This is a genomic window from Rouxiella aceris (assembly GCF_012933545.1).
In the GTDB taxonomy this organism is placed as follows: domain Bacteria; phylum Pseudomonadota; class Gammaproteobacteria; order Enterobacterales; family Enterobacteriaceae; genus Rouxiella; species Rouxiella aceris.
Map to the genome: position 1 here is coordinate 198,289 of NZ_JAADJU010000004.1, position 25,963 is coordinate 224,251.

Genomic DNA, 25,963 nt, shown 5'->3' on the forward strand with positions numbered 1-25,963 from the left:
GATGCGCCTCGCTAAATGACAGCCACCCACGCAGAACGGACAAAAAGAAACTGAAAAAGATTATGAACTAAGGATATAGTGCTAATCTCAAAAATGACGCTGACTGCACGCTGAGGCTGCACGCATGAAAAGGGTTCTGAATCCAAACGAGAGTAAAAGGCTTTCTGCTCTGCAAGAGCTTAAGGCCCTGGAAACGTCTAATGACGACGTGCTGGATCTGATCACCAAACTGACCCGTGAAATTTTTGACGTTCCCATTTGCCTGATTACCCTGCTGGATGAACACCAACAGTGGTTTAAGTCCAAAATCGGCACCACTCTCGAGCGTGCCGACCGAACAACGGCATTTTGTGACCACACCATCCGCTCGGAAGCAGTGTTTATCGTTGAAGATGCGCGATTAGATGATCGTTTCAAAAATAGTCCGCTGGTCGCCGGACCACCCAATATCCGTTTTTACGCCGGTGCTCCGTTGATCACTCGTGAAGGCTTTGCCCTCGGCAGCCTGTGCCTGCTTGCAGATACGCCCCTGCAATTTAGCCATCGTCAAAAAGATATGCTGACCGACCTGGCTGCTATCGTCATTGATATCATTGAAACACGCCACGCCGTTGCCTTGACCGATATTGTTACCCGCCTGCCCAATCGGCAGCGACTGATTGCCGATCTCGACCTGTTACAACAACAGGATAGCGAAACCAGCTACCTGCTGATTTTGGTCGATACCCTGGATACCCTTTACGCCTACGATATTGGCCGCGCGATGGGGATCCCGCTGGTAGAAGATATTCTGGCCAATATCGGTACCTTCCTGCGCAGTGAGCTTAACGAGAACGAAAAAGTCTACAGCCTGGTGCTGGGACGTTTTGCGATTATCAAAAAACTGGAAGACCAGGCGACTATTTTTAACGATCTGCAGTTGGCAGCCGATAAAATTCAGCAAAATATCACCGCTGACATTCCCATTAAGGTTCATCTGCACGCCGGATATACCCAATTTTCGAATCCATTTAAACTGCCGCAGGAGATTGTCCGCGAAGCCATGTCGGCATTGCATGAGGCGATCATTGAAAAGCAGTTATTGATGCCGTATCAGTTGGATAAGGATCACCACCAGCTGCGTGCCTTTAGCTTGCTTAATGACTTGATTAGCAGCGTGCATTCGGGAGAAGGTCTGGAGTTGCTGTATCAACCTAAAATTCGGCTTAATGATAAAAAGCTGAATGGTGTTGAAGCCCTGCTGCGTTGGCAGCACCCGACGCTGGGATTAATCTCCCCTTCCGAGTTTATCCCGCTGGCGGAAAAAACCCCGTTAATTACCCCATTGACCGACTGGGTGATCACCCAGGCGATCAAGCAGATTGCCAGTTGGCAAAAATCAGGCATGGATATTAATGTCTCCATTAATATTACTGCCAATAACCTGCTGGAACGGGACCTGGTAAAAAGAATTCATGCGGCGCTGATTACCCATCAAGTCTCCCCGGCCATGCTGGAGATTGAGTGTCTTGAAACGCAGCAAATGGTCGATAGCCCTTTCGCCGTAGCGTCGCTAAATGCCCTGAAACAACTGGGGATTAAAATTGCCCTCGATGATTTTGGCTCCGGCTATAGCAATCTCAATTATCTGCAGAATATCCCCGCCGAAGTGCTGAAACTTGATCAGTCACTGGTGCAGGCGATTTGTAGTGATTACAAAAGCAAAGTGATTGTGAAATCGATGATCGATATGGCACACGCCCTGAGCTATTCAGTGATCGCCGAAGGCGTGGAAGATGAAGCGACGCTGCTGTGTCTTGAAGAGTTTAACTGCGATACGGTGCAGGGCTTTTATTACTCGCAGCCGATGGCGCAGGATAAAATCATCGACTGGTCAAAAGCCTATTCATGATGCGCGGCAGTGGTCAGCCACGCATTTTGCGCCAATATCAGGCTATTTGCTCGGGACCGGCCAGTAAGAAACTGGCCACCGCGCGTTCCAGCTGTTGCGAGTGTTGTAACAGTTGTACCGAGCCGCTGGCAGTAAGTCCGGCAAGTTGGCTATTTTGCTCAGTCACCCGATGCAGAGCAGAGATACGTTCTGACACCTCGTCCAGGCTTTCGCGCTGAGTATGTGAGGCCTGGGAAATTTCAGTGACCAGCGAGCTTAAGCCGCTAAACAGGCTGATAATTTCGCGCAGACAGCGGCTTAATATCTGCACCGAACCCGATCCGGCAGATACCTGCTCCATCGACTTGTTAATCAATTGATGGATGCCCTGGGTAGAATGACTGCTTTTTTGTGCCAGCAGGCCAATCTCCTTCGCCACCACCGCAAATCCACGCCCGCTCTGTCCGGCATGGGCCGCCTCTATCGCCGCATTCAGGGCCAGAATATTGGTCTGGAAGGCAACGCTATCGATTAATGCAACGATACTGCTCATCTCAGATGATTGGTCGACAATCACTTTCATCGATAATTCAACCTGTTGCATTATATCACCGCCGTTAACCGCCACTTCCTTAGCCTGCGCGGCGCGGGAGCTGGCCAGTTCGGCATGCTCGGTATTATCTTTAACTTTCTGGTTTAGCTCATTAATATGCGTCGCCGCGTGCTGTAACTCTTCGTTTTGTGTCTCTGCCTGCTGCGAAAGGGTTTCATTGCGCTGGGCAATCTGATTCACTCCCTGATAAATCTGCTCAGAGGCACTACGCACTTCACTAACCAGTTGGCGCAATCCTTGCTGCATATTTTGCAGACTGTAACTTAATTGCTGTACTTCGATAACAGGGGAATGACTGACTGTCAGCGTTTGTGAAAGATCGCCATTAGCCAAAATATTAATATTGGCAATCAGCTGCTTTAAGGGATTAATAATTTTTCGCCGGGCGACAAGCCAAACGGCCAGAGAAATAAAGGCAACCACCGCCAATGCGGCAATAAATAGCTTTGTGGTTAAAGATAACGAGCGCAATAGTTGCTCACTGCCCAGGCGAGTGATCTCATCGTTAACCTTTAGGTAGGCATAATACTTGTCGCTGAAATCGCTTTCAAAGGCCTGGATCGGCACTTCAAAAAATACATCAATACTATTTTTGCTTTGTAAACCTGCGGCCTGTTCCTGTAAACCCTGATAGAAACTCTGATAGGCGTCTTTCAGTTCCTGTTGCGCTTGTCCCATCTCCGGGGATGTCGCGACGCTCAGTTGGCTAAACTGCAGAAATGCCTGATGAGAGGCTTCCAGCGCGCTCAGCGACTCTTGCATCAGGCTGTGCCAGCTGCCGTCAGACCCGGTTTCCTTATCTTGCATAAAGTAAATCCCGGCGCGGTTAAGCTTATCGCTGGCAATCAGCAACTCCATTCTGGCTTTATCCATGATCGCCTGCTGATTATGCAGACTGTCGTTGGCCACAACACTTTGGGTGGCGTGCTGTAAAATATTGGATAACACCAGCGTAGAAAAAAGTTGTACAGATGAAAATAAGGCAATAATCCAAATTAAATAAAACATAATGCTTTTAGTTTTTCTGAGAAAATGCGTATTGCCCTTTAAAAATAACAACATCAAACCAGGAAGCCTGCTAAAAAAAGATCGCATGATAGGCCTTCATAAAATCAATAGATAGGCCATTCTACGCAGCAAAAATGACAGAAATATTTCAGTGGTATTTACAGGGTAATAGAGGAGGGTGTTACTTGTTACTTAAGGTAAATCACCTGATAAAATTATATCAAAAAAGCAAGGTAAAATATTTCAAGTAAAATATTAATTGATGATTATTAAATCATACAGAGAGAAAAAACTTACGAGAAGCTATTTGATTGAGCAGATAATAATAGGTGGTTAATAATTACTTTAATACAGCGGGGAATAATGAATTGATATTATTGATACTGTTTAGCGAGGTAAGAAAAAAACCTAACTCACTGAAATTGTTGGTGGGTCGTGGCGGGTTCGAACCGCCGACCAATTGATTAAGAGTCAACTGCTCTACCAACTGAGCTAACGACCCAACGGCACGGATTATTCGCTTCTGGGCGTCAGATGTCAATTACTTAATAGATTTTTTTCTCTTGGCCGGAGCATAACCATGATGTTGATAGTCATCAGGTAATAATCAGGTATTATTCAGCCCCCTCTGCGAGAATATTTTGTCTAATAAACACTCACTGAGGTGGTATGTAAAAATAATGATACATTTATTATTAGATTATTTTTCATCGAGGTTATAATTGGCCGGAATTTAACATTATCATGACCCGCTTCTGCCAGTGAGCCGTTAATCCTCGATAGGTAGACAACCATAAATAGCAATAAAAAGAGCCAGATAGAGCTTATACTTCATATACGACAGGAATAAACACGATATGTCACAAGATTCAAAAATCCTCACGCAGTCGGCGGAAGACACGCCAGAGCATCTGCGTCGCAACCTGAGTAACCGCCATATCCAGTTAATCGCCATCGGCGGTGCTATCGGCACCGGGCTGTTTATGGGCTCGGGTAAAACCATCAGCCTGGCTGGCCCCTCGATCATATTTGTCTATATGATTATCGGTTTTATGCTGTTCTTTGTGATGCGGGCCATGGGCGAGCTGCTGCTGTCCAATCTGGAGTATAAATCCTTTAGCGATTTTGCCGCTGACCTGCTCGGTCCCTGGGCGGGCTATTTCACTGGCTGGACCTATTGGTTCTGCTGGGTGGTCACCGGCATTGCCGATGTGGTCGCCGTCACTTCTTACGCGCAGTTCTGGTTTCCGGGGCTGTCACAGTGGGTCGCCTCGCTGATTTTTGTGTTGGTACTGTTTAGTCTCAACCTGGCCACCGTAAAAATGTTCGGCGAGACAGAGTTCTGGTTTGCGATGATCAAAATTGTCGCTATCGTTGGCCTGATCATTACCGGACTGGTGATGGTATTGCTGCACTACCATACTCCGGGCGGCTCCGTGGCCTCGGTAAACAATTTGTGGAATAACGGCGGCTTCTTCCCGAAAGGCATTAGCGGATTTTTTGCCGGTTTCCAGATAGCCATTTTTGCCTTTGTCGGCATTGAACTGGTGGGTACCACTGCGGCAGAAACCAAAGATCCGAAAAAATCTCTGCCTCGGGCGATTAACGCCATTCCAGTGCGCATCATTATGTTTTACGTCTTCGCGCTGGTGAGCATTATGTGCGTCACCCCCTGGGGTGAGGTTGCGGCTGACAAAAGCCCGTTTGTTGAACTCTTTGTCCTTGCCGGCTTACCTGCCGCGGCCAGTATTATCAACTTTGTGGTGCTGACCTCTGCTGCCTCTTCGGCCAATAGCGGGATTTTCTCCACCAGCCGCATGCTGTTTGGGCTGGGACAAGAGGGTATGGCGCCAAAAAGCTTTGCCAAACTCTCCTCGCGGGCAGTACCGTCAAACGGGTTGATTTTCTCCTGTATCTGCCTGCTGGGTGGTGTGGTGCTGATTTATCTGATCCCCAATGTCATCACGGTCTTTACCCTGGTGACCACGGTGTCGGCGATCCTGTTTATGTTTGTCTGGACGATTATTCTTTGCTCTTATCTGGTCTATCGTCGCAAGCGTCCGCAACTGCATGCCGCTTCAGACTATAAAATGCCGCTGGGCATCCCGATGTGCTGGGTGGCAATGGCCTTCTTTGCCTTTGTCCTGGTACTGCTGACCCTGCAAAGTGACACCCGTCAGGCACTGATGGTCACCCCGCTGTGGTTTGTGATTTTGGGTATCGGCTACTGGCTGCGCGGCAGAAAACTCGCCGCCTGATTTTTGACGCTGTTGATATCAACATCCGGCGCGCCCTGCGCCGGATGCAAATAACCCCGCTGACGCTCACAGTGTCAGCATAATCCCGCCGTCAATCGCCAACTCCTGTCCGGTAATAAAACCGTTTTGCAGCAAAAACAGATAACCGCTGGCCAGTTCGTCCAGGGTGGCTACCCGTTTGAGCGGGATCAACTCGCAGAAACGCTGCTCAATCTCCAGCCGTTGTGCCGTGGGCAAATCGCGCCAGAACGGCGTGGGCGTCCAGGTCGGTGCCACTGCATTAACGCGAATACGCGGTGCCAGCTCCACCGCCAGGCTTTCGGTCAGGGCTTTCAAAGCCATATTGCCAACATAGGCACCGGAGGCCGTATGCGGCCGTCCTCCACTCCCCGAGGTAAAGACCATGCTACCGTTGGTATTGAGTTTCGAACTGATAATACGCGCCACCTGTAAATTGGCCTGAAACTTGGCGTCAATATTTTTGCTGATTTCACCCAAATCGGCACTGAGTAATCCGCCGCCCATGGCGCCACCCAGCATCGACACCATATGGTCGATCGGCGGTAGATCCGCTACAAATTCACTAAATGCCCGGATATCGGTGGCATCAAGTTTTACCGCCTCTACGCGGCCGGTCAATGCTGCCAGCGTCGCCTGTGCGTGGTCTAATCGTTTAGCGTCACGACCGAGAATAAGCAGATCTGCCCCCTGCTCTGCCGCCAGTTCGGCAACACGCAGGCCAATACCCGAACTGCCGCCGATAATCAAAATACGTTTGTTTTTTAGCGTCATCATCTTGCTCTGCTTTAGGTTGAGATTAATTACAATGCGTTGGCGATACTTCGGGCAACCTGCAAGTCGTTTTCGCCGGAGGAACCGCTGACGCCAACGGCGCCGATAATCTGCCCCTCGAAGAGTAAAGGCAGGCCGCCTTTTAAGGGCAGCAGATCGGGAACCGTCAGCATGGCGGTCTGCCCCTGATTAATCATCTGTTCAAAGCGTTCGCTGCTGTCTTCAATGCTGGCAGCGGTGCGCGCTTTACCTTGGGCGACATTGATCGACACAATGGCCGCCTGATCCATACGAGCAAATGCCACCAGCAAACCAGCGCGGTCAACGATGGCAATACTGACCGCCATATCCTGTTGACGCGCGGCGGCCAAGCCGATGTTGAGCAACTCATTTGCTGCCGCAATGGTGATATGACTTACGTGATAAGACGGAGACAGCATATTTTTTTACCTTTAATTATCCGATAGTAGCCGGACCCGCAGCAGGTCAACTTCCCTTTAACTTAACATTTGGCTTAAGGTGGCAGTACTGCCAGACTGGTCAACACTGTATTGACGAAAAAGGAATATTCATGCCGGTATTAATGGATATCAAAAGCTTTGTCAGCGTCGCTGAAGCCGGTGGTTTCAGCCGCGCAGCGCGCCAATCGGGGGTCTCCACCTCGGTGATTAGTCGACGGGTTGACCGGCTGGAAGGGGAACTGGGGGTTTGTCTGCTGCTGCGTAATACCCGCCATATCACCTTGACTGCCGCCGGCGACGAGTTTTATCGTCGGGGAAAACAGATCCTCGCCGAGTTGGAAGATGCCTATCAGGCGGTGGCCGAGCCGGTTGAAGCCATCGGCGGACCGCTGCGCATCACGGCACCCTACTCATTCGGTATTCGCTATCTGGAACCGGTGCTCGATCAGTTGGCGCTGCACTACCCCCAGTTGGAGTTAGATATCTCCTATAGCGATCACTATGCCGATCTGCAAAATGAACCTTATGACGTGGCGGTGCGCATCGGTAGAATTAATGAGCTGAGCTTTGCTGCTCGCAAAATTAGTTCACTGCGCACGGTGGTGGTCGCCAGCCAGGACTATCTTCGGCAATATGGTCGCCCGGACTCGTTGGCAGAGCTAAGCTCGCGCGACTGCCTGATCTATTCGGGCCGCACACTGGCAGAATGGGTTTTCGAAAAACAGGGCGTCACCACTCGGGTTCTGCCCGGGGGACGCTATCGTTCAGACTCCGGCGAAGTGTTATTACGCTGGCTGCTTGCCGGGCGCGGCATCGCCAATTTACCGGCGTATATGGTCAGCGAGGCGCTGGCAGCGGGCCAGGTCGAGATTCTGTTTACCGACTATCGCCTGCCAGAGTATGATTTGTATATTTTACGACCACCGGGTGTTCGCGTTGCCGGCAAGGTGCGCGTATTTATTGATCGCCTAACCGCCTATTGTCAGCAATGCGCCATCAGCAACCTTTAAGCTCGCTGTTTTGCAGCGTCTGCCAGATTTCGTTCATCGCCGGATTACCTGATGCATGAGCCAGTCTGACGACCACAGGCATAAACAGCGAAGACGGATAATCGACATCGATAACATGATAGTTATCGAGATCCTGGGCATTGACCTCGGAAACCGGCAGCAGGGTAGCGGCCTCAACGCCCAGATTAAACAGCTCGAGGATAAAGCGCGGTTCAGATACCTGCATAATGATATTAATATCCAGCGAGTATTTATGCAGAATATCCATGATCACTTCGAAGGTGCCGTTGCCTCCCACCCGGTGCAAGAGAATTAACGGGAAAGAGATCATGCTTTCCAGGGTAATGGTTGGCCCGGGCGGGGTCGGCATTAAACTTTTGGCGATCACCGCCACCAATTTCATTGCCCCCATATCGATAAACTCAAAGGCTTTACTGGTTTTCGGTTTTTGGATCAGCGCAATATCGATAATGCGCTGGACCAGCAAAAATTCCAAATGGCTGGAATCTGCGACCGAAATATTAATTTCAATATCAGGATGGCGCTTAGTCAACTCATGAATAAACTGACTAAAATAAGTCAAGAACAGATAGGAAATACCAATGCGAATAGTTTTTTTATTTCTGCTGGCAATCAGTAAGGTTTGCAGACGAATATTATCAATATTATTGAGTATTTCTTTTGAGTTCTGATAGAGATAGACACCGGCTTCGGTAGGCACCATAGCCCGATTAGAGCGATCAAACAGCGGTGCGCCCACTTCGGCTTCCAGCTCCTGTAACCGCTTGCTCAGCGGCGGCTGCGCCATATTGAGCACCCGGGCGGCATGGCTGATCGAGCCTTGCTCAACGATAGTGCAGAAATACCGCATTCTTTTAAGATCCATTTGTGACCCCGATCTCAGACTTCTTGCCAAGTAACACTTTTATATTATTGATGACAGCGCACAGGCTCATATCATCACCGAAAACCCTTTATTAGCCGCTATAATAAATTAAGAATATATTTATAGTCAATTTGTTAAAATATAATTAATTGCAATACAGTCTTAATAGTTACGTAACATATGCCATCAGCATGTTAACAAAGCGTTACAGGCAAACGAAAAAATAACTATTTTATAAGCTCAACCTTTCTGATCTACCTGCATACTTAAACGGTATTTTTTATTTTATGGGCATAAGAGTAATTTTAATTTGCACCACGGTTATTTTTAACTTAACTGAGCAAATAAAATGAAAAAGAACACCCAGAGAAATAAAGAAACGCCAATTCACGATCTTCGTTCGGCCATCGAATTTCTGCAAACCCTACCCAATGAAATCGTCTCCACGGATGTAGAAGTCGATCCCAACGCTGAACTGTCCGGGATCTATCGCTACGTAGGTGCTGGCGGTACCTGCGAACGCCCAACGCGTAAAGGTCCGGCCATGATGTTTAACAACGTCAAAGGTTATCCGGACGTGCGCGTGGTCACCGGTATTCTTTCTACCCGCGAACGTACCGGCCATCTGCTGGGCTGCGCGCCAGAGAAATTGGGTTTCCTGCTAAAGGACTCGGTGCAAAACCCGATCCCGCCGGTAACCATTGAGCGTGGACAGGCTGCCTGCCAGGAAGTGATCCATCTGGCCAGTTCTCCCGAATTTGATATCCGTACGCTATTACCGGCACCGACCAATACCGAAGAAGATGCGGGTCCCTACTTCACCATGGGCCTGTGCTACGCCTCCGACCCGGAAACCGGTGAGTCTGACGTCACCATTCACCGTCTATGTGTGCAAAGCCGTGATGAACTGACGATGTGGCTGACACCAGGACGCCATATCGACGCCTTCCGCCAAAAAGCCGAAGCTGCCGGTAAACCGCTGCCAATCTCCATCAGCATTGGTGTCGATCCGGCAATTAATATTGCTGCCTGCTTTGAGCCACCCACTACGCCACTGGGTTATGACGAACTGAACGTCGCCGGTGCACTGCGCGGTTATCCGGTTGAGCTGGTTAACTGTATCAGCATCAACGAACGGGCCATCGCCCACTCGGAGATCGTTATCGAAGGCGAATTATTGCCTAACGTACGAATTCGTGAAGACCAAAATACCGATACCGGCAAGGCGATGCCTGAATTCCCGGGTTATACCGGCGATGCCAAAGAAGCTTTACCGGTAATCAAAATCAAAGCTGTCACCCATCGTAAAAACCCGATCCTGCAAACCACCCTGGGTCCAAGCGGTGAACACGTTAATATGGCCGGTATCCCGACCGAAGCCAGTATTCTCGATATGGTGGAACGTGCCATGCCTGGCCGTTTGCTGAATGTTTATGCCCATACTGCCGGTGGCGGCAAACTGTTGGCTGTTCTGCAATTCAAGAAAGCCTCAGCCACCGATGAAGGTCGTCAGCGCCAGGCGGCCCTGTTGGCATTCTCGGCCTTCCCGGAACTGAAACACGTCATTCTGGTGGACGAAGATGTCGATCTCTTTGACAGTGATGACGTACTGTGGGCGATGCAAACGCGCTATCAAGGGGATGTCAGCACCGTCATGATCCCGGGCGTACGTTGCCATCCGCTGGATCCGTCACAAACGCCTGAATTTAGTCCTTTCCTGCCACAGGTGGGTACTTCATGCAAAGTGATCTTTGACTGTACGGTGCCTTTCCATCTGAAGCATCACTTTGAACGCTCTAAATTCAAAAAAGTAGACGTCACACGTTTTCTTCCAGACTTTAAATAACCAGGTAAGCAGGTCATGACAACACGGCGTATTATCATCGGCATCAGTGGTGCCTCAGGTTTCCAATATGGTGTCAAAGCCCTTGAATTGCTGAAACCCATGGATATTGAGGTGCATCTGGTGATGTCCAAAGGTGCAGAGGTAACCCGGGCAATGGAGACGGACTACACACGTCAGCAGGTTATTGCGCTGGCGGACCAGGTCCACGCCATTGGTAATCTCGGTGCCACCCTTTCCAGCGGTTCGTTTAAGACGATGGGCATGCTGATTGCGCCGTGTTCCATGAACAGCCTGGGTTGCATTGCACACAGCCTGACCAGCAATCTGTTAACCCGCGCCGCCGACGTGGTGTTAAAAGAGCGTAGACGGCTGGTATTGATGGTACGTGAAACACCGTTGAATCTTTCACATATCAACAATATGCGCACTGTTACTGAAATGGGCGGGATTATTTTCCCGCCGGTTCCCGCCTTCTATCAGCGACCAAAAAGTCTGGATGATATTGTGACACACAGTGTTGGCCGCGCACTGGACCTGTTTGATTTACCGGTACCCGACTTGCCAAGATGGGGCGACCGGGAAATAACCGATCAGGAACAGATCAGTTAATTCAAATAATAGAAATAACACTTATAGGTGATTGTATGTTGATTGGGCCTTTCGCCAATGGCTCCGCCGTGATTATCGGTGGGCTGGTTGGCGCTTTCCTGGGAACACGTTTACCAGAGAGATTACGTACTGCGCTTCCCATGACCTTTGGACTGTCGTCAATTGGTCTGGGGATCGTATTGATTGTCAAAATAAAATCGCTACCGGCGGTGATACTGGCGTTGATCCTCGGTGCCGCCATCGGCGAATTGATTTACCTGGAAAAAAAGATTGGCCTGTTTGGCAGTGCCTCCAAAAAACTGGTGGAACGCATTGCACCAGCTAAAGAAGGTATGACTGCCGAGGCATTTCAGGAAACCTTTGTGGCAATTTTGGTGCTCTTTTGTGCCAGCGGCACCGGGATTATTGGTGCCATGACCGAAGGGATGACCGGAAACCCGTCGATCCTGCTGGTCAAAACCATTATGGACCTGTTTACCGCCGCCATTTTCGCGACAGCGCTGGGCTATGCGGTGGCGGTGATCGCCATTCCGCAATTGATTATTCAGCTCTGTCTGGCGGCGGCCGCCGGGCTGATTATGCCGCTGACCACTCCTGCCATGATGGGTGATTTCACCGCCGCAGGGGGATTTATTATGCTGGCAGCAGGCTTTCGTATCAGCGGTATCAAGCTGTTTCCGGTGGCCAATATGCTGCCCACCCTGATATTGGTGATGCCGATTTCCTGGCTATGGTCAACCTACGTGCCGTTTTGACCGGCCAATAGTGCTCATCGCCGTAGCGGGATGAGCATTTTTTTGCCTGTCAGATCTTGCACCTCACAGCTCAGGCCGTATTCCACGAGTAATAATTTGCTGAATATTGGCCACCGTCTGCGCAAAAAAAGCCTCATCACTTAATGTCTTACCGCTAATTGCTTCAATCTGCACACTGAAATCCGCATAGTGCTGGGTGGTGGCCCAGAGGGTAAAGATCAAATGCAGAGGCTCAATGGGAGCTATCTGCCCTGCCTGCACCCAGGCGCGAATAATCGCCGATTTTTCATCCACCAGCGCTTTAAGATGGGTGCCCAACTCCTGTTTCAGCAGCGGTGCCCCTTGGACCATCTCCAGGCAGAATAACCGCGAGGCCTGCGGATGGTCGCGGGAGACGCATAGCTTGAGATAGATATACTCGTTAATCGCCGCCATCGGTTGCTGATCGGCAGTCAGCGCCTTGAGCGGTGCCAGCCAGACTTCCAGCAGCCCCTTAAGCACGGCAACGTAGAGCTCTTCTTTAGACGGAAAGTAATAAAGCAGGTTGGTTTTGGAGACATCCGCACGATCGGCCACCTGATCAAGGCTGGTGCCATGAATGCCATATAAAGAAAAAAACTCCAGCGCGGCGGCCATAATGGTGCTGCGTTTAGCCGCCACGGCTCGCGAACGCCGGGTCGCCGGTTTTTTTTGTTCGGTGATGCCCTCTGTTGCCAATTCTTTCACCCTCTCGTCCCGTAGCCTTGCGTGAGCAAAGCATAACAAATCGCACCCATGGCGACTACGCCAGCCCAGGTTTTAGCGCGGCTGATTTAGCCAAAAATTAACAAATGCGCACCATTATTGTTCAATCATGCCTGATTTATGTGCAGTTATTTTTTACCAAATGGTCCACTTTTGACCGTCTGCTCCACTCAAATTTAAAACATTTTTTTAACACACTGATAATAAAGCCGATTTAAAAACTGGCATTGCCTTTGCAAACAGTCTCACTGCGTAGCGCAATTTGGAACCCGCAGGATGCACTCAAGCCGCGCACAGTGAAAGTCCCCAGACAACTGTTCCACAGGTCAGTATCGACCTTGAGCAACGAATGAGGTGTGTTATGAAAATCGGTGTCTTTATTCCTATCGGTAACAACGGCTGGTTGATCTCGGAAACCGCGCCGCAATATCAGCCCACCTTTGAGCTGAACAAAACTATCGTGCAGAAAGCCGAGCATTATCATTTTGACTTTGCGCTGTCGATGATCAAATTGCGCGGATTCGGTGGCAAAACCGAATTCTGGGAACACAATATGGAGTCGTTTACGCTGATGGCCGGACTGGCCGCGGTCACCAGTAAAATAAAACTCTACGCCACCGCAGCGACCCTGGTGATGCCACCCGCTATCGTTGCGCGGATGGCGGCCACCATCGACTCGATTTCCAATGGTCGTTTCGGCGTCAACGTGGTCACCGGCTGGCAGAAACCGGAATATGAGCAGATGGGCATGTGGCCGGGAGATGACTATTTTAGCCGCCGTTATGACTATCTGACCGAATACGTCCAGGTGCTGCGCGACCTGTGGGGTACCGGCCATTGCACCATGCAGGGCGAGTTTTTCACCATGGATGACTGCCGCGTCAGCCCGCGACCACAGGCAGAAATGAAGGTAATCTGCGCCGGACAAAGCGATGCCGGTATGGCCTTCTCCGCCAAATATGCCGATTTTAATTTCTGTTTTGGTAAAGGCGTCAATACTCCTACCGCCTTTGCCCCTACCGCCGCCCGTATGAAAACCGCTGCCGAAGCGGAACAGCGCCAGGTAGCTTCCTACGTGCTGTTTATGATTATCGCCGACGATACCGACGCCGCCGCCCGCGCCAAATGGGAATCCTATAAAGCCGGGGCCGACAGTGAAGCCCTTGCCTGGCTTACCGATCAGAGCAGCAAAGACACCAAATCGGGTGCCGATACCAATGTGCGACAAATGGCCGATCCCACCTCGGCAGTGAATATCAATATGGGTACCCTGGTGGGCTCCTATGCCAACGTCGCCCGCATGCTCGATGAGATTGCCACTGTCCCTGGCACCGAAGGTATCCTGCTGACCTTTGATGATTTTGTTTCCGGCATTGAGAACTTTGGTCAATTTATCCAGCCGCTGATGACCACTCGCCAACATCTGTTGACCAATACTCCCGTCGCAAAAGAGGTAGCCTGATGAACAGGGTAGAAACTGCCGTTGTGCGCCGTAATCCCGGCGCGGTAGAAGATGAAGTGATTTTACCGGCGCGTCCCGAATCGCTGGCGTTTTCGCCACAGCAAACCGCGCTAATCGTTATTGATATGCAAAACGCCTACGCTTCGGCAGGGGGCTATCTCGATTTGGCCGGGTTTGATGTCTCCCATACCGCGCCGGTGATCGCCAATATCAAGCGGGCGATCGCCGCCGCACGCTCTGCCGGTATCAAGGTCATTTTTTTCCAGAACGGCTGGGACAATCAATATGTCGAAGCCGGCGGTGAGGGATCGCCAAACTTCCATAAGTCCAATGCGCTAAAAACCATGCGCAAGCGCCCTGAGCTGATGGGCAAACTGCTGGCCAAAGGCGACTGGGATTACGATCTGGTCGACGAGTTGCAGCCACAGCCCGGTGATATTGTGCTGCCCAAACCGCGCTACAGCGGCTTCTTTAATACCCAGCTCGACAGCCTGCTGCGCAGCTACGGCATTCATCATCTGGTGTTTACCGGCATTGCCACCAATGTCTGCGTCGAATCGACGCTGCGCGACGGCTTCTTTCTCGAGTATTTCAGCGTGGTGCTGGAAGACGCCACCCATCAGGCGGGTCCAGAGTTTGCGCAGAAAGCAGCCATCTACAATATCGAAACCTTTTTTGGCTGGGTTTCCAATGTTGACAGCTTCTGCAATACGGTAGCAAAAACCCGCGCCGTGCTGAGCAAAAGCGCCTGACACCCCCTAACGTTGAGAGAAGGAAAAGCAGCATGCCAAAAAGTATCATTATCCCTGAAGGGACCGGCGTTCCTATTGCCCCTTTCGTACCCGGTACTCTGGCCGACGGTGTGGTGTATGTCTCGGGCACCCTGCCGTTCGACAAACAGAATAATGTGGTGTTTCCGGGTGATGCCGCCGCCCAGACTCGCCATGTGTTGGATACCATTAAAAAGGTGATTGAAACCGCAGGTGGCACTATGGATGACGTCACATTTAATTCGATTTTTATTACCGACTGGAATAACTATGCGGCAATCAATCAGGTCTATGCCGAATACTTTCCGGGGGAAAAACCGGCGCGTTTTTGCATTCAGTGTGGTCTGGTAAAACCCGAGGCGCTGATAGAGATTGCCTCCATTGCCCATATCGGCAAGTAGCAAGGCGCACTTTCTTCTAATCCGTTGAGAGCAGCAATGAGCAAAACATCGATGTTTTACAAAATCTCGGGCAGTACCTCGCCCGATGCGCAAACCCTGGTGCTCTCCTCCGGCCTGGGGGGCGTTCATGGCTTCTGGCAACCACAGTTGGCCCTGCTGGAAGAACATTTCCGCGTAGTGGTCTACGACCAGTTTGGCACCGGTGCCAGCCAGGGGGCGATCCCGGCGGGCTATCGTATGGAAGATATGGCCGATGAACTGGCGGCGCTGCTTAGCTCGCTCAATATTGATCGCTGCCATCTGGTGGGCCATGCGCTGGGCGGTATTCTCGGGCTGCATCTGGCGCAGCGTTATCCCGCCTTGTTGACCAGTCTGGTGGTGATCAACGGTTGGACGGTGCTCGATAGCCAGACTCGTCGCTGCTTTAAAGTCCGCCAGGATTTATTGCTTAATAGCGGTGTTAAAGCCTACGTCCATGCACAACCGCTGTTTTTATATCCTGCTGACTGGCTCTCGGCCCATGCCGACCTGGTGCAGCAGGAACAATTGCAACAGATTGCTCATTTTCAGGGAATGGAGAACCTGCTGCATCGTCTGCATGCCCTGATGGCTTCCGACCTTAGTGACAGTCTGGCCAATATTGTGACGCCGACGCTGGCGATAAGCTGCAAAGACGATCTGCTGGTGCCCTGGCACTGCTCGGTGACCCTGGCGGCAGGTCTAACCAACGGTGAGCATCAGCAAATGCTCTACGGCGGTCATGCCATGAGCGTGACCGACCCTGAAACCTTTAACCCTATTTTACTGGCGTGGTTGCAGGGTTTTACCTCCCCGTCCGTCACTACATCAAGCCAACCCTCGCCCACGGAGACACTATGGCCGAAGCATTAACCGCCAGTACCCTGGCTACGCTTTTTACCGAAGCACGTACTCACAACGCCTGGCAGGACCGGCCAGTCAGTGATGAACTGCTGCAACAGGCCTATGATCTGGCGCGCATGGGACCCACGTCCGCCAACTGTTGCCCGTTGCGGGTGGTGTTTATCCGCAGCCCGCAAGCTAAACAGCAGCTCGCACCGGCGCTGTCGAGTGGCAATCTGCAAAAAACCCTTAGCGCCCCGGTGACCGCTATTTTGGCCTATGATCCGGCCTTTTACGATCTATTGCCGGAGCTGTATCTCCACGGTGATGCCCGTTCCTGGTTTACCTCCAGCCCTGAACTGGCGCAGGAAACGGCATTTCGCAACGCCAGCTTACAAGCAGCCTATCTGATCCTGGCCCTGCGCTCGCTGGGGCTGGATACCGGACCGATGTCGGGATTTGATCAGCAGTTAGTCAATCAGACCTTTCTGGCGGAAAGCGGCTGGAAAGCCAACTTTTTGCTCAATATTGGCTATGGCGACAGCAGCAAGGTCTATCCGCGCTCGCCGCGTCTGGCCTTTGAACGCGTCTGCCAGATTATCTAATCCGGCAAGGTCAAAAAACTGGAGCTTAGTATGACAATGGCAACTCAACCTCTGGCCCCGGCGCACTGCGCTGGCGTAGAAAAACAGCTGTTTCGCGATGCCATGGCACAGCTGGGATCGGCGGTAAATATTATTACCACCGACGGCGAGGCCGGACGCGCCGGCTTTACCGCGTCGGCAGTGTGCAGCGTCACCGACTCACCGCCAACGCTGCTGGTCTGCCTTAACCGTTCGGCGTCGGTTTATCCGGTTTTTCAGCAAAATCAGGTGCTCTGTGTCAATACACTGTCAGATCGCCATGAGTCCCTTTCCAATTTATTTGGCGGCAAAACTGCCATGGAGCAACGCTTTGCCGCCGCAAGCTGGGCCCCGATGGCCAGCGGCTCCCCCGCCCTGCAAGGCGCTCTGACCTCTTTTGACTGCCGCGTCAGCCAGGTGGCCAGCGTGGGGACCCACGATATCTTTTTTTGCGAAGTAATCGATATTTTACGTAGTGATGACAGCCATGGATTGGTCTATTTTGACCGACGCTATCACCCGCTGATACGTCAAAAAACTCCGGCCTGATCTCTGGCCGATCCCCTGTGTGCTTTAGCTCGTGGAGAAGATGATGGCGAATACCTGGTTTCCTCAATGGCGTAAAAGATCGGGCAGTCTGGAAGGGGTGGTGATCGCACCGGATGAACGTCTGCCTTTCGGCCCCACTCTGGTGATGGGTTTACAACATACGGTCGCCATGTTTGGGGCCACGGTATTGATGCCGCTATTAATGGGCTTTGATGCCAATATGGCAATTTTAATGTCCGGGATTGGCACCCTGCTGTTTTTTATTGTCGTCGGCGGTCGGGTCCCCAGCTATCTCGGTTCCAGCGCCTCGTTCGTGGGTCTGGTGATTGCGGTCACCGGCTACAGCGGCCATGGACCCAATCCGAATATTGCGCTGGCGCTGGGTGGTATTATTGCCTGCGGTGCGCTCTACACGCTGATTGGTTTTCTGGTGATGGCCATCGGTACTCGCTGGATTGAGAAACTGATGCCACCGGTGGTTACCGGGGCGGTGGTAATGGCGATAGGGTTGAATTTGGCTCCCATTGCCGTTGGCAGCGTGGCGGCTTCGATGTTCGACAGCTGGATGGCGGTGATGACGGTGCTGTGTATTGGCGCCGTGGCAGTATTCACCCGAGGGCTGGTGCAGCGGCTGATGTTGCTACTGGGCTTGATTGCCGCCTATCTGATCTATTTTGTTATTACCAATCTCCTTGGCTGGGGCAAAGCCATTGATTTTAGCGGCATCGCCAGCGCTGCCTGGTTAGGGATGCCGGGTTTTACCTCGCCGGTTTTTGACAGTCACGCCATGTTATTGATTGCGCCGGTGGCGGTGATCCTGATCGCCGAGAATCTGGGTCATATTAAAGCGGTAGCCGGAATGACCGGTAAAAACCTCGATCCTTACTTGGGCCGGGCTTTTGTCGGCGATGGTTTGGCTACCATGTTATCTGCCTGCGCCGGGGGCACCGGGGTGACCACTTATGCCGAGAACATTGGCGTAATGGCGGTCACCAAGATTTACTCGACGCTGGTATTTGTTGTCGCGGCACTTGTTGCAATATTGTTGGGCTTCTCTCCCAAATTTGGTGCATTGATCCACACCATTCCCGGACCGGTATTAGGGGGGGCCTCGATTGTAGTCTTTGGTTTGATTGCCGTAGCGGGGGCGCGTATCTGGTTGCAAAACAAGGTTGATTTAAACCAGAACGGCAATCTGATTATGGTGGCAGTGACGCTGGTACTGGGGGCTGGCAACTTTTCGCTGACTTTTGGTGGCTTTACCATTGGGGGGATTGGCACCGCCACCTTTGGGGCGATTTTGTTGAATGCACTGTTAAAAAACAGAAAGCTGGATGTAGTTGGCACAGATGCTGCATTAAAAGATCACTGACGACCTCAGTTTCTCCTTAGCTCATCAAGTTTGATGATCGCCAGCGGTTATTCGGTCCACCCGTCCGATTTAACCGCTGGTTTTTTTCTTTTTAATTCGCAAAAATTTCTTTTTTAAAATCAATTCGCTGCGGAGAAAGAGATTCAGTTTGGGCTTAAATGGCAATTTCTTGGCTTAAAAGACAATTGGCTATGAGGAGCTGTATCGGGTTGGGCTTAAATGACAATTTTCTATTTTAAAGTCAATTAACTCCGAGGAGCTGTTTCGGTTTTATAATAGCGGTGGCCACTTAACCCGCTGTGCCGAACCGAGTTAAGGAGCGCTGGCCCGCTCCTTAACAATCCTGGGCCTTTTGGTGTTATTGATGCGTCTGCTGCCTATTACCGGCTATGTTCCAGCGACTCCGAGCGTGGCACGAGCCGCGCTGCTGCGCAGTCCCCTTGCTCGGTCGGGAGCCAAAAACGTCTCCCTCCGCTTCGCGCGGCGCCGTCTCTGAATGTGCCAGCAAGCATGTCTTAAATGGCAATTTTGGTTTTTAAAGGCTATTGGCTTTAGCAGAATTGTTTCAGTTTGGGCTTAAATGGCAATTGGTGTCTTAAAATCAATTGGCTTTAGAGGAGCTGTTTCGGTTTTATAATTGCAGTGGCCACTTAACCCACTGCGCCGAACCGAGTTAAGGAGCGCTGGCCCGCTCCTTAACAATCCTGGGCCTTTTGGTGTTGTTGATGCGTCTGCTGCCTATTACCGGCTATGTTTCAGCAACTCCGAGCGTGGCACGAGCCGCGCTGCTGCGCAGTCCCCTTGCTCGGTCGGGAGCCAAAAGCGTCTCCCTCCGCTTCGCTCGGCGCCGTCTCTGAATGTGCCAGCCAACTATGTACACCATACGGTTTCAGAAACTACTGTTTTGTCTTTTTGTCTTTTTGTCTTTTTGTCTTTGCAGTTGACCTTTAATGTTGCCGGTTTTGCTTTAAATGTTTCCTGGCCGATTCAAAACCTACGCTGAGCGACGTGGAGCGAGACGCTTTTGGCTCGCGACCGAGTGAAGGGACCGCGAAGCGGCGTGGTTTAGGCCACACACAGAAGTCACTGGAAAGAACTACAACCGAGGGCACGACACTGTTCAATTTGGACAAGGCGCAGGATTCCAAAGGAGGCGCGCCTTCGCCTCCTTTGGGCGGTCTGGGCCGCCGCCCAGTGAGCGCAGCGAATGCCCTTGACCTTGACCTTGAAGTTGAAGTTGACCTTGAAGTTGATCTTAACCGTAACCTTAACCTTGAAGTTAAAAACAAAACTTCCAACTTTCTAAAACTGCCCCCTGCCCCTTTGACAAATTCCTGTTAAATTATGATTATAGTAATTGGCACAGTTACTGCATTATGTCCGTTGAACATACAGGAGAAAGACACATTGGATGCGAGCACTATCAACACACTTTTTTTTATTGGCGCCCTGTTGGTAGCAGCAAGTATCCTGCTCAGCTCGCTTTCTTCCCGCCTTGGTATTCCTATTCTGGTTATTTTCCTCGCCATTGGTATGTTAGCTGGCGTTGACGGCATTGGCGGCATCGCTTTTGATAATTATCCCGCAGCCTATCTGGTCAGCAACCTGGCATTGGCGGTGATTTTACTCGATGGCGGTATGCGTACCCGCGCCTCCTCATTTCGCGTTGCCCTGTGGCCCGCGCTCTCCCTGGCCACCGTTGGCGTATTGATCACCGCCGGGCTTACCGGTCTGGCCGCTGCCTGGCTGTTTCATATTGATCTGATGCAAGGCTTGCTGATTGGGGCGATCATTGGCTCTACTGATGCGGCAGCGGTATTCTCGCTGATCGGCGGCAAAGGGCTCAACGAGCGCGTCAGCGCTACGCTGGAGATTGAATCAGGCAGTAACGATCCCATGGCGGTGTTTCTAACCATTACCCTGATCGAGATGATCGCCAAAGGGGAACATGGCCTGAGCTGGATGTTTATTATCGACGTTATCCGTCAGTTTGGCCTCGGTATTGCTTTTGGGCTGGGCGGCGGCTGGCTGCTGCAACAACTAATTAATCGCGTTACCTTGCCAACCGGTCTCTACCCCCTGCTGGCATTTAGCTGTGGCCTGTTAGTCTATGCCATTACTGTTGCCCTCGACGGCAGCGGCATTTTGGCGGTCTATCTCTGTGGCCTGATGTTAGGCAACCTGCCAGTACGCAATAAGCACGGCATTATGCAAACCTTCGACGGACTGGCCTGGCTCAGCCAAATAGCCATGTTCCTGGTATTAGGCCTGCTGCTGACCCCCAGCGATCTGCTGCCTATTGCTGCATCCGCGCTGGCGTTATCCTTGTGGATGATCCTTTTTGCCCGCCCGCTGTCGGTGTTTGTCGGCCTACTCCCTTTCCGTAATTTTACCCTGCGTGAACGCTTCTTTATCTCCTGGGTCGGCTTACGCGGTGCCGTGCCGATCATCCTGGCAGTATTCCCGATGATGGCAGGTATTCCTCAGGCTCATCTCTATTTTAACGTAGCCTTCTTTATTGTGCTGGTATCGCTGCTGTTACAGGGAACCTCACTCGGCTTTGCAGCCAAAAAAGCCAAGGTGATTATCCCGCCACATCCCTCCCCGATTTCCCGCGTCGGTCTGGATATTGATATCTACACCCAGTGGGAACACTTTATTTACCAGCTCGGCTCGGAGAAATGGTGCGTCGGGGCTGCCCTGCGTGATTTGCAGATGCCGAAAGAAACTCGCATTGCCGCACTGTTTCGCGGCACAGTCATGCTCCATCCCACCGGCAGCACTCGCCTGAAAGAAGGAGATATTCTTTGCGTCATTGGCCAGGAAAAAGATCTGCCCGAGCTAGGAAAACTGTTTAGTGATAGCAATGCGGTGGTGATTGACGACCGCTTCTTTGGTGACTTTATTCTTGAAGCCGACGCTCCGCTGGAGGCCATTTCGCAGCTCTACGGCCTCAATCTGGACGATAGCATCGACAAGTCACTGTCACTGGGACACTTTGTTATCCAGCTATTGGGCGGTGAACCGGTTATCGGGGACCATATAGAATGGGATGGGCTGACCTGGACAATAGCGGAAATGGAAGGCAATCGCGTGAGCAAGGTCGGTGTACGCATTGTGACGCAACAGGCCTAGTCACCTGCTGTCAACGCCAACAAAAACGCCTGCACAATGGCAGGCGTTACCAGAACTTTAAGTTCCTTTTTATACTACACAGGCTCAGCCAGGCTGATTATTTTGATGCCTGCGGATCTTTGTCATAGTCTGAACAGGTCTGATAGCCTTTGTTCATCACATGACCGGTGGCGTTATAACTTACAAAGTAAGTCTGGGCCTTGCCATCACGCGGGGCAACTGCATAAGTCTGGCAAGTACCCTTGGCATGGATCAGCGTTGCTTCGGTTGATGGCGGACCAGCAATAGCACGCACCTGCGCTCTACTCATACCCACTTTTACATCACTGACAACCGGCTCTTTGACATAGCTTGCTGCACGATCATAAGTCTGGCAGCCAGCAAGTACAGAAACTGCGGTCGCAACTATAATCAACATTTTATTATTCATGACTTCTCCTCCAGAAGTGCTTTATGTTCCTTAAGACTAGATGAGAATGGTCGTATTACAAATTTATATGACTTTTATTTATTAATTCTGCTTTAAATTCAGTTTTTTCTGATAAATCGGCTCCATTCCTCCCCTCACTTCAGCAGATTAAAAACGCCATCTTTTTGCACCTTTATTTCGTGATATTCCGCTGATTTTGTTCTATACCTGAGAAGGTAAGCTATTGAGATGTATGCTGGCTAAAGAGATCTCATTCGCCAAATAGGGCGATCATCAAGGACAAGGAGCAGTGCCAATGCCGCTGGACCGTCGTCGCTTCTGTACTCTTCTCGGGTGTTGGCCATTACTGGCGCTGCCACGCTGGAGTTTTGCCGAACCAAGAGAGGTGGCAATGCAGATTTTATCTATCAACAAACCGGACGGCGGCGTGCCAAACAACAGTTTGCCTGTAGTCATCTATCATCATGTTATTCCGCCGGACGTGGTAGATAACGCCGACTACCTGGAACATCTGTTTACCAGCAATGGCTGGCCGCCGCAGTGGCGCTACGGGGTCTATAGCTTTACCCATTTTCACAGCAACACCCACGAAGCACTGGGGGTGTTCGCCGGTTCGGCAAAGCTACAACTTGGTGGCGAAAAAGGCGTGGTGATTGATGTGCAGGTGGGTGATGTGCTGCTGATCCCGGCGGGCGTCGGGCATAAGCAGATTTCAGCTGATGACAGTTTTATGCTGGTGGGCGCGTATCCTCCCAATATTAGCGCCGATTTATGCCACGATGAGCCAGCAAAACTGACAGCACGCAGCAAAGCCGTGGCTAACGTGCCTTTACCGGCAAGCGATCCGGTTACCGGACACTCTGAAGGCAGTATGCTGCTATGGCATAGCGCTGCTACGCCGAGCAAATAACCGCAGTTGATTGACGTTATGACGATATGTTTAACCGCGCCATAATAGCTGACGTCAGATATACGTCCTGCCGCGATAAAATGCAGACGAAAAAAAAGCCGCTAATTGCTTAGCAGCTTTTCTTTGTTGTTTATGGCGGAGGAGGAGAGATTCGAACTCTCGAATGGTTTCCCATCGCCGGTTTTCAAGACCGGTGCCTTCAGCCGCTCGGCCACCCCTCCGCAACGGAACGCACTATAAACATAGCCGATGACGATGTAAAGCCTGTCGCCGTTCATTCGCTTGAAAAACAGACATAAATTCCATTTTTTTCTGCAAATATTGCCTCGTGTCGCATACTGCCGATTTTGCCAACACTATTTGTCCGCAAAATATACGACCCCGGTCAATAACAGGATAAGGACTTATTTGCGGCAACGAATATCGTCAGTCTTTGGCGAACAGCAAGGGTAAATAAAAGGTTGTGCATTTAGCGCGCAGCGCGACGGGTCATAACGGTGAGATGGCAGGGGATGCTGAATTTTGGATACAAAAAAAGCCGCTAATTGCTTAGCAGCTTTCTTGTGTTGTTTATGGCGGAGGAGGAGAGATTCGAACTCTCGAATGGTTTCCCATCGCCGGTTTTCAAGACCGGTGCCTTCAGCCGCTCGGCCACCCCTCCGCAACGGAACGCACTATAAACAGAGCCGAGGTCATTGTAAAGTCTGATTTCAGGCATTTAGCGTAAAAACCCGCTTTCTGCGTTCAAGTGGTGATTAAACCGCCATTGACGGGTATTTTATCAACAAAATATCAGTCCACCTCCACTATCGACTAGCAAGCCACCCGCATAACTGCTGTCTCTTCTCCCCATCGTTATCTCTGCCTGCAGTACCTGGCTCACTATCGGCAGCTGCGTGTAACGCTGGCGACTAACGATTTCTCTACCGTTATTAATATTAACGGCTGACGGCTATTTCCTGACTTGTCAGGAAGACTAATCAAAAAAATCTAAATATACTCCTCCGCATATTAAGTCTTAATTAAAAAACATTTATCGCATCCTGTCAGTAATGAGGAAAACGTCATCATGAAATTAATATGCTCACCGGTTATTATTTTATGTTCCATTACATTACTTTCTGCCTGCCACAGCATAAATAAAACCCGGTGTCCCGACACTGACGCTCATGCCTGTCAGCAGATGAACCCGGGTACGACAGCGCACCGCGGCGGTATGGCTACAGCGGACAGTTTCCACCGCCAGGCGCATCAGGTTTCCAATTACAGTAAACGTAAATATACACAACAATATAAAAATGGGCAGGTAATAAGTGATAACAGTCTATCTGGAAATGAATTTACCTATCCCGGTATTAATTTTGGCGACATGCTGCGCCAATAAAAGCAAATAGCCATGAAGCATTGAATATTTTCAATTTTACTAACCACGATTTTTAATTACTCGCAAATACTGGAAGACATCATGAAAGCATTAAAAAACAAATCGCTGAAAAAAGTGACGGGCACCCTTGTGGCTCTGAGTGTTGTAATGAGTTTATCTGGCTGCTCAACTATGTTTGGCAGTGCGCAGGATCGCATCTCTATTCTCTCACAGGATCCTGAGGCTAAAATTTTGGTCAATGGCACCTATGTGGGTAAAGGTAATGCCGACTATGCGCTGGCCAAAGGCAAAACGGCGACCATTACCGCCGAAAAATCCGGCTGTTCAAGTCAGTCCATCGAGACCACCAAAAAAGTTGCCGGCCTGACCTGGCTCAATCTGTTCTTCTGGCCTGGATTTATTGTCGATGCCGCAACCGGCTCTATTCAACAAGCCAGCCCAACCAACTATTCAGTAACGCCGGTGTGCCAGCGTTAAATTAGGCGGTGACCTGCGGCGGCGTTTTTTGCTAGACTTGCCCTCCATTTTTGCAATGTCAGAGGTTGTATGCTGGAGTTTAACGGCAAGACGATTGAAACCGACGCCAAAGGTTACCTGAAAAACAGCGCTGACTGGCAAGTCGCACTGGCTCCCCTGCTGGCCGAGCAAGAAGGTATTATCCTGACCGATGCCCACTGGGAAGTGGTGAACTTTGTGCGCAGCTTTTATCTCGAGTTCAATACCTCTCCGGCCATTCGCATGCTGGTTAAAGCCATGGCGCAAAAATTCGGTGAAGAGAAAGGCAACAGCCGTTATCTGTATCGTCTGTTTCCAGAAGGCCCGGCCAAACAGGCAACCAAAATTGCCGGTCTGCCCAAGCCGGTAAAATGCATCTAACCATGCCAGTGTTGATACCTTCAGGCTCAGCCTGACATGGATTAATAGCGAATAGTAAAGCCCTGGTAGTCCGCCACTGGCCGAGGTTCGGTCAATACGCGCTCTACCCTGGCGTATTTCGGGCCTCCCTGCTGCAACCAGTCAACTAATTGCTCCACTCGCTGCTGTTCACCACAGGCAATCACCTCGACGCTGCCATCATCCAGGTTTTTAGCGTAGCCGCAAAGCCCCAGGTCAATCGCCTGCTGCTGGGTATGAAAGCGAAATCCCACGCCCTGTACCCGCCCATAGACATAAGCCGCTATACTGGTTTTTGCCATAATAATCTCCTCATCGCG

General features: G+C 50.9%; 25 protein-coding genes and 3 tRNA genes. 17 read left to right on the plus strand and 11 right to left on the minus strand.

What is annotated here, in order from left to right; all coding sequences use genetic code 11:
• The first annotated feature begins 124 nt into the window (after positions 1 to 124).
• Positions 125 to 1,891, plus strand: a complete 1,767-nt coding sequence (locus GW590_RS09185; RefSeq protein ID WP_169402721.1) for a putative bifunctional diguanylate cyclase/phosphodiesterase — start codon at positions 125 to 127, stop codon at positions 1,889 to 1,891.
• Positions 1,892 to 1,928: 37 nt separating this feature from the next.
• Here GW590_RS09185 and GW590_RS09190 read toward each other — a convergent pair whose 3' ends face one another.
• Both GW590_RS09190 and GW590_RS09195 read right to left on the minus strand, forming a co-directional pair.
• Positions 1,929 to 3,491: a methyl-accepting chemotaxis protein gene (locus GW590_RS09190; RefSeq protein WP_235955900.1), complete on the minus strand. Its 1,563-nt coding sequence runs from the start codon at positions 3,489 to 3,491 to the stop codon at positions 1,929 to 1,931.
• A gap of 426 nt (positions 3,492 to 3,917) precedes the next feature.
• Positions 3,918 to 3,993: transfer RNA gene (locus GW590_RS09195), tRNA-Lys, on the minus strand.
• 355 nt (positions 3,994 to 4,348) lie between these two features.
• Between GW590_RS09195 and cycA the strand changes: the two genes are divergently transcribed.
• On the plus strand, positions 4,349 to 5,749 hold the full coding sequence (gene cycA, locus GW590_RS09200; RefSeq protein WP_169402723.1) for a D-serine/D-alanine/glycine transporter: 1,401 nt from the start codon (positions 4,349 to 4,351) through the stop codon (positions 5,747 to 5,749).
• A gap of 66 nt (positions 5,750 to 5,815) precedes the next feature.
• On the opposite strand, the gene GW590_RS09205 is transcribed toward cycA, so the two are convergent.
• Together GW590_RS09205 and GW590_RS09210 are read right to left on the minus strand one after the other, a co-directional pair.
• Positions 5,816 to 6,544, minus strand: a complete 729-nt coding sequence (locus GW590_RS09205) for an SDR family NAD(P)-dependent oxidoreductase (protein WP_169402724.1) — start codon at positions 6,542 to 6,544, stop codon at positions 5,816 to 5,818.
• A gap of 26 nt (positions 6,545 to 6,570) precedes the next feature.
• Complete coding sequence (locus GW590_RS09210; protein ID WP_169402725.1) at positions 6,571 to 6,981, minus strand: GlcG/HbpS family heme-binding protein; 411 nt, start codon at positions 6,979 to 6,981, stop codon at positions 6,571 to 6,573.
• Positions 6,982 to 7,112: 131 nt separating this feature from the next.
• Between GW590_RS09210 and GW590_RS09215 the strand changes: the two genes are divergently transcribed.
• A complete protein-coding gene (locus GW590_RS09215) occupies positions 7,113 to 8,012 on the plus strand; it encodes a LysR family transcriptional regulator (protein WP_169402726.1) in 900 nt (299 codons plus the stop codon).
• Here GW590_RS09215 and GW590_RS09220 read toward each other — a convergent pair.
• On the minus strand, positions 7,999 to 8,898 hold the full coding sequence (locus GW590_RS09220; protein ID WP_169402727.1) for a LysR family transcriptional regulator: 900 nt from the start codon (positions 8,896 to 8,898) through the stop codon (positions 7,999 to 8,001). The genes GW590_RS09215 and GW590_RS09220 overlap by 14 nt on opposite strands.
• A 349-nt stretch (positions 8,899 to 9,247) precedes the next feature.
• On the opposite strand from GW590_RS09220, the gene GW590_RS09225 reads away from it, so the two are divergent.
• The 3 genes from GW590_RS09225 to GW590_RS09235 are packed head-to-tail and all read left to right on the plus strand — an operon-like array spanning position 9,248 to position 12,108.
• Positions 9,248 to 10,744 carry a UbiD family decarboxylase gene (locus tag GW590_RS09225; protein ID WP_169402728.1) on the plus strand — a complete coding sequence of 499 codons (1,497 nt, stop codon included), beginning with the start codon at positions 9,248 to 9,250 and terminating at the stop codon, positions 10,742 to 10,744.
• A 15-nt stretch (positions 10,745 to 10,759) separates the two neighbouring features.
• Positions 10,760 to 11,353 (plus strand): UbiX family flavin prenyltransferase, encoded by a 594-nt coding sequence (locus GW590_RS09230; protein WP_169402729.1) that lies wholly within the window; start codon positions 10,760 to 10,762, stop codon positions 11,351 to 11,353.
• Between the two features lie 35 nt (positions 11,354 to 11,388).
• Complete coding sequence (locus GW590_RS09235) at positions 11,389 to 12,108, plus strand: DUF554 domain-containing protein (protein WP_169402730.1); 720 nt, start codon at positions 11,389 to 11,391, stop codon at positions 12,106 to 12,108.
• Between the two features lie 63 nt (positions 12,109 to 12,171).
• On the opposite strand, the gene rutR is transcribed toward GW590_RS09235, so the two are convergent.
• Positions 12,172 to 12,834 carry an HTH-type transcriptional regulator RutR gene (gene rutR, locus GW590_RS09240; protein WP_408014920.1) on the minus strand — a complete coding sequence of 221 codons (663 nt, stop codon included), beginning with the start codon at positions 12,832 to 12,834 and terminating at the stop codon, positions 12,172 to 12,174.
• 379 nt (positions 12,835 to 13,213) lie between these two features.
• On the opposite strand from rutR, the gene rutA reads away from it, so the two are divergent.
• From rutA to GW590_RS09280, 8 genes are all read left to right on the plus strand, one after another.
• Positions 13,214 to 14,314, plus strand: a complete 1,101-nt coding sequence (gene rutA / locus GW590_RS09245) for a pyrimidine utilization protein A (RefSeq protein ID WP_169402731.1) — start codon at positions 13,214 to 13,216, stop codon at positions 14,312 to 14,314.
• Complete coding sequence (rutB, locus tag GW590_RS09250) at positions 14,311 to 15,066, plus strand: pyrimidine utilization protein B (protein ID WP_211186711.1); 756 nt, start codon at positions 14,311 to 14,313, stop codon at positions 15,064 to 15,066. The genes rutA and rutB overlap by 4 nt, the downstream gene beginning before the upstream one ends.
• A 32-nt stretch (positions 15,067 to 15,098) precedes the next feature.
• Complete coding sequence (gene rutC, locus GW590_RS09255) at positions 15,099 to 15,485, plus strand: pyrimidine utilization protein C (RefSeq protein WP_169402733.1); 387 nt, start codon at positions 15,099 to 15,101, stop codon at positions 15,483 to 15,485.
• A gap of 51 nt (positions 15,486 to 15,536) precedes the next feature.
• Complete coding sequence (gene rutD, locus GW590_RS09260; protein WP_169402734.1) at positions 15,537 to 16,376, plus strand: pyrimidine utilization protein D; 840 nt, start codon at positions 15,537 to 15,539, stop codon at positions 16,374 to 16,376.
• Positions 16,361 to 16,951 (plus strand): malonic semialdehyde reductase, encoded by a 591-nt coding sequence (locus GW590_RS09265; RefSeq protein WP_169402735.1) that lies wholly within the window; start codon positions 16,361 to 16,363, stop codon positions 16,949 to 16,951. Before rutD ends, GW590_RS09265 begins: the two co-directional genes overlap by 16 nt.
• A 30-nt stretch (positions 16,952 to 16,981) precedes the next feature.
• Positions 16,982 to 17,518 (plus strand): NADH-dependent FMN reductase RutF, encoded by a 537-nt coding sequence (rutF, locus tag GW590_RS09270; RefSeq protein ID WP_169402736.1) that lies wholly within the window; start codon positions 16,982 to 16,984, stop codon positions 17,516 to 17,518.
• A 43-nt stretch (positions 17,519 to 17,561) separates the two neighbouring features.
• On the plus strand, positions 17,562 to 18,890 hold the full coding sequence (gene rutG, locus GW590_RS09275; RefSeq protein WP_169402942.1) for a pyrimidine utilization transport protein G: 1,329 nt from the start codon (positions 17,562 to 17,564) through the stop codon (positions 18,888 to 18,890).
• A 1,407-nt stretch (positions 18,891 to 20,297) separates the two neighbouring features.
• Positions 20,298 to 22,025 (plus strand): potassium/proton antiporter, encoded by a 1,728-nt coding sequence (locus tag GW590_RS09280; protein ID WP_169402737.1) that lies wholly within the window; start codon positions 20,298 to 20,300, stop codon positions 22,023 to 22,025.
• 97 nt (positions 22,026 to 22,122) lie between these two features.
• Here the strand turns inward: GW590_RS09280 and osmE are convergent, their stop codons facing one another.
• Positions 22,123 to 22,455 (minus strand): osmotically-inducible lipoprotein OsmE, encoded by a 333-nt coding sequence (gene osmE, locus GW590_RS09285; protein WP_169402738.1) that lies wholly within the window; start codon positions 22,453 to 22,455, stop codon positions 22,123 to 22,125.
• A 295-nt stretch (positions 22,456 to 22,750) separates the two neighbouring features.
• Here osmE and GW590_RS09290 point away from each other — a divergent pair, with 295 nt between their 5' ends.
• Complete coding sequence (locus GW590_RS09290) at positions 22,751 to 23,365, plus strand: cupin (protein WP_169402739.1); 615 nt, start codon at positions 22,751 to 22,753, stop codon at positions 23,363 to 23,365.
• Between the two features lie 133 nt (positions 23,366 to 23,498).
• Here the strand turns inward: GW590_RS09290 and GW590_RS09295 are convergent.
• The 3 genes from GW590_RS09295 to GW590_RS24175 all read right to left on the minus strand — a co-directional run bounded on the left by GW590_RS09295 (position 23,499) and on the right by GW590_RS24175 (position 24,617).
• A tRNA-Ser gene (locus tag GW590_RS09295) sits at positions 23,499 to 23,586 on the minus strand.
• A 352-nt stretch (positions 23,587 to 23,938) separates the two neighbouring features.
• A tRNA-Ser gene (locus GW590_RS09300) sits at positions 23,939 to 24,026 on the minus strand.
• 453 nt (positions 24,027 to 24,479) lie between these two features.
• Positions 24,480 to 24,617 (minus strand): hypothetical protein, encoded by a 138-nt coding sequence (locus GW590_RS24175; RefSeq protein ID WP_211186693.1) that lies wholly within the window; start codon positions 24,615 to 24,617, stop codon positions 24,480 to 24,482.
• Between the two features lie 213 nt (positions 24,618 to 24,830).
• On the opposite strand from GW590_RS24175, the gene GW590_RS09305 reads away from it, so the two are divergent.
• A complete protein-coding gene (locus GW590_RS09305) occupies positions 24,831 to 25,226 on the plus strand; it encodes a hypothetical protein (RefSeq protein WP_169402740.1) in 396 nt (131 codons plus the stop codon).
• 69 nt (positions 25,227 to 25,295) lie between these two features.
• Positions 25,296 to 25,625 (plus strand): sulfurtransferase TusE, encoded by a 330-nt coding sequence (gene tusE, locus GW590_RS09310; protein ID WP_169402741.1) that lies wholly within the window; start codon positions 25,296 to 25,298, stop codon positions 25,623 to 25,625.
• A 41-nt stretch (positions 25,626 to 25,666) separates the two neighbouring features.
• Here the strand turns inward: tusE and yccX are convergent, their stop codons facing one another.
• Positions 25,667 to 25,945: an acylphosphatase gene (gene yccX, locus GW590_RS09315; RefSeq protein ID WP_169402742.1), complete on the minus strand. Its 279-nt coding sequence runs from the start codon at positions 25,943 to 25,945 to the stop codon at positions 25,667 to 25,669.
• Positions 25,946 to 25,963: the final 18 nt, after the last annotated feature.

Excerpts from the sequence above, each read along its gene's own strand:
- GW590_RS09305 (WP_169402740.1), top strand. The coding sequence starts at position 24,831 with ATGAAAGCATTAAAAAACAAATCGCTGAAAAAAGTGACGGGCACCCTT.
- rutA (WP_169402731.1), top strand. The coding sequence starts at position 13,214 with ATGAAAATCGGTGTCTTTATTCCTATCGGTAACAACGGCTGGTTGATC.
- rutD (WP_169402734.1), top strand. The coding sequence starts at position 15,537 with ATGTTTTACAAAATCTCGGGCAGTACCTCGCCCGATGCGCAAACCCTG.
- GW590_RS09220 (WP_169402727.1), bottom strand. The coding sequence starts at position 8,898 with ATGGATCTTAAAAGAATGCGGTATTTCTGCACTATCGTTGAGCAAGGC.
- rutF (WP_169402736.1), top strand. The coding sequence starts at position 16,982 with ATGACAATGGCAACTCAACCTCTGGCCCCGGCGCACTGCGCTGGCGTA.
- cycA (WP_169402723.1), top strand. The coding sequence starts at position 4,349 with ATGTCACAAGATTCAAAAATCCTCACGCAGTCGGCGGAAGACACGCCA.
- osmE (WP_169402738.1), bottom strand. The coding sequence starts at position 22,455 with ATGAATAATAAAATGTTGATTATAGTTGCGACCGCAGTTTCTGTACTT.
- GW590_RS24175 (WP_211186693.1), bottom strand. The coding sequence starts at position 24,617 with ATGCGCCTGGCGGTGGAAACTGTCCGCTGTAGCCATACCGCCGCGGTG.
- GW590_RS09235 (WP_169402730.1), top strand. The coding sequence starts at position 11,389 with ATGTTGATTGGGCCTTTCGCCAATGGCTCCGCCGTGATTATCGGTGGG.
- GW590_RS09230 (WP_169402729.1), top strand. The coding sequence starts at position 10,760 with ATGACAACACGGCGTATTATCATCGGCATCAGTGGTGCCTCAGGTTTC.
- GW590_RS09225 (WP_169402728.1), top strand. The coding sequence starts at position 9,248 with ATGAAAAAGAACACCCAGAGAAATAAAGAAACGCCAATTCACGATCTT.
- GW590_RS09210 (WP_169402725.1), bottom strand. The coding sequence starts at position 6,981 with ATGCTGTCTCCGTCTTATCACGTAAGTCATATCACCATTGCGGCAGCA.
- yccX (WP_169402742.1), bottom strand. The coding sequence starts at position 25,945 with ATGGCAAAAACCAGTATAGCGGCTTATGTCTATGGGCGGGTACAGGGC.
- GW590_RS09205 (WP_169402724.1), bottom strand. The coding sequence starts at position 6,544 with ATGATGACGCTAAAAAACAAACGTATTTTGATTATCGGCGGCAGTTCG.
- GW590_RS09290 (WP_169402739.1), top strand. The coding sequence starts at position 22,751 with ATGCCGCTGGACCGTCGTCGCTTCTGTACTCTTCTCGGGTGTTGGCCA.
- GW590_RS09265 (WP_169402735.1), top strand. The coding sequence starts at position 16,361 with ATGGCCGAAGCATTAACCGCCAGTACCCTGGCTACGCTTTTTACCGAA.
- GW590_RS09190 (WP_235955900.1), bottom strand. The coding sequence starts at position 3,491 with ATGTTTTATTTAATTTGGATTATTGCCTTATTTTCATCTGTACAACTT.
- tusE (WP_169402741.1), top strand. The coding sequence starts at position 25,296 with ATGCTGGAGTTTAACGGCAAGACGATTGAAACCGACGCCAAAGGTTAC.
- GW590_RS09215 (WP_169402726.1), top strand. The coding sequence starts at position 7,113 with ATGCCGGTATTAATGGATATCAAAAGCTTTGTCAGCGTCGCTGAAGCC.
- GW590_RS09185 (WP_169402721.1), top strand. The coding sequence starts at position 125 with ATGAAAAGGGTTCTGAATCCAAACGAGAGTAAAAGGCTTTCTGCTCTG.
- rutG (WP_169402942.1), top strand. The coding sequence starts at position 17,562 with ATGGCGAATACCTGGTTTCCTCAATGGCGTAAAAGATCGGGCAGTCTG.
- rutC (WP_169402733.1), top strand. The coding sequence starts at position 15,099 with ATGCCAAAAAGTATCATTATCCCTGAAGGGACCGGCGTTCCTATTGCC.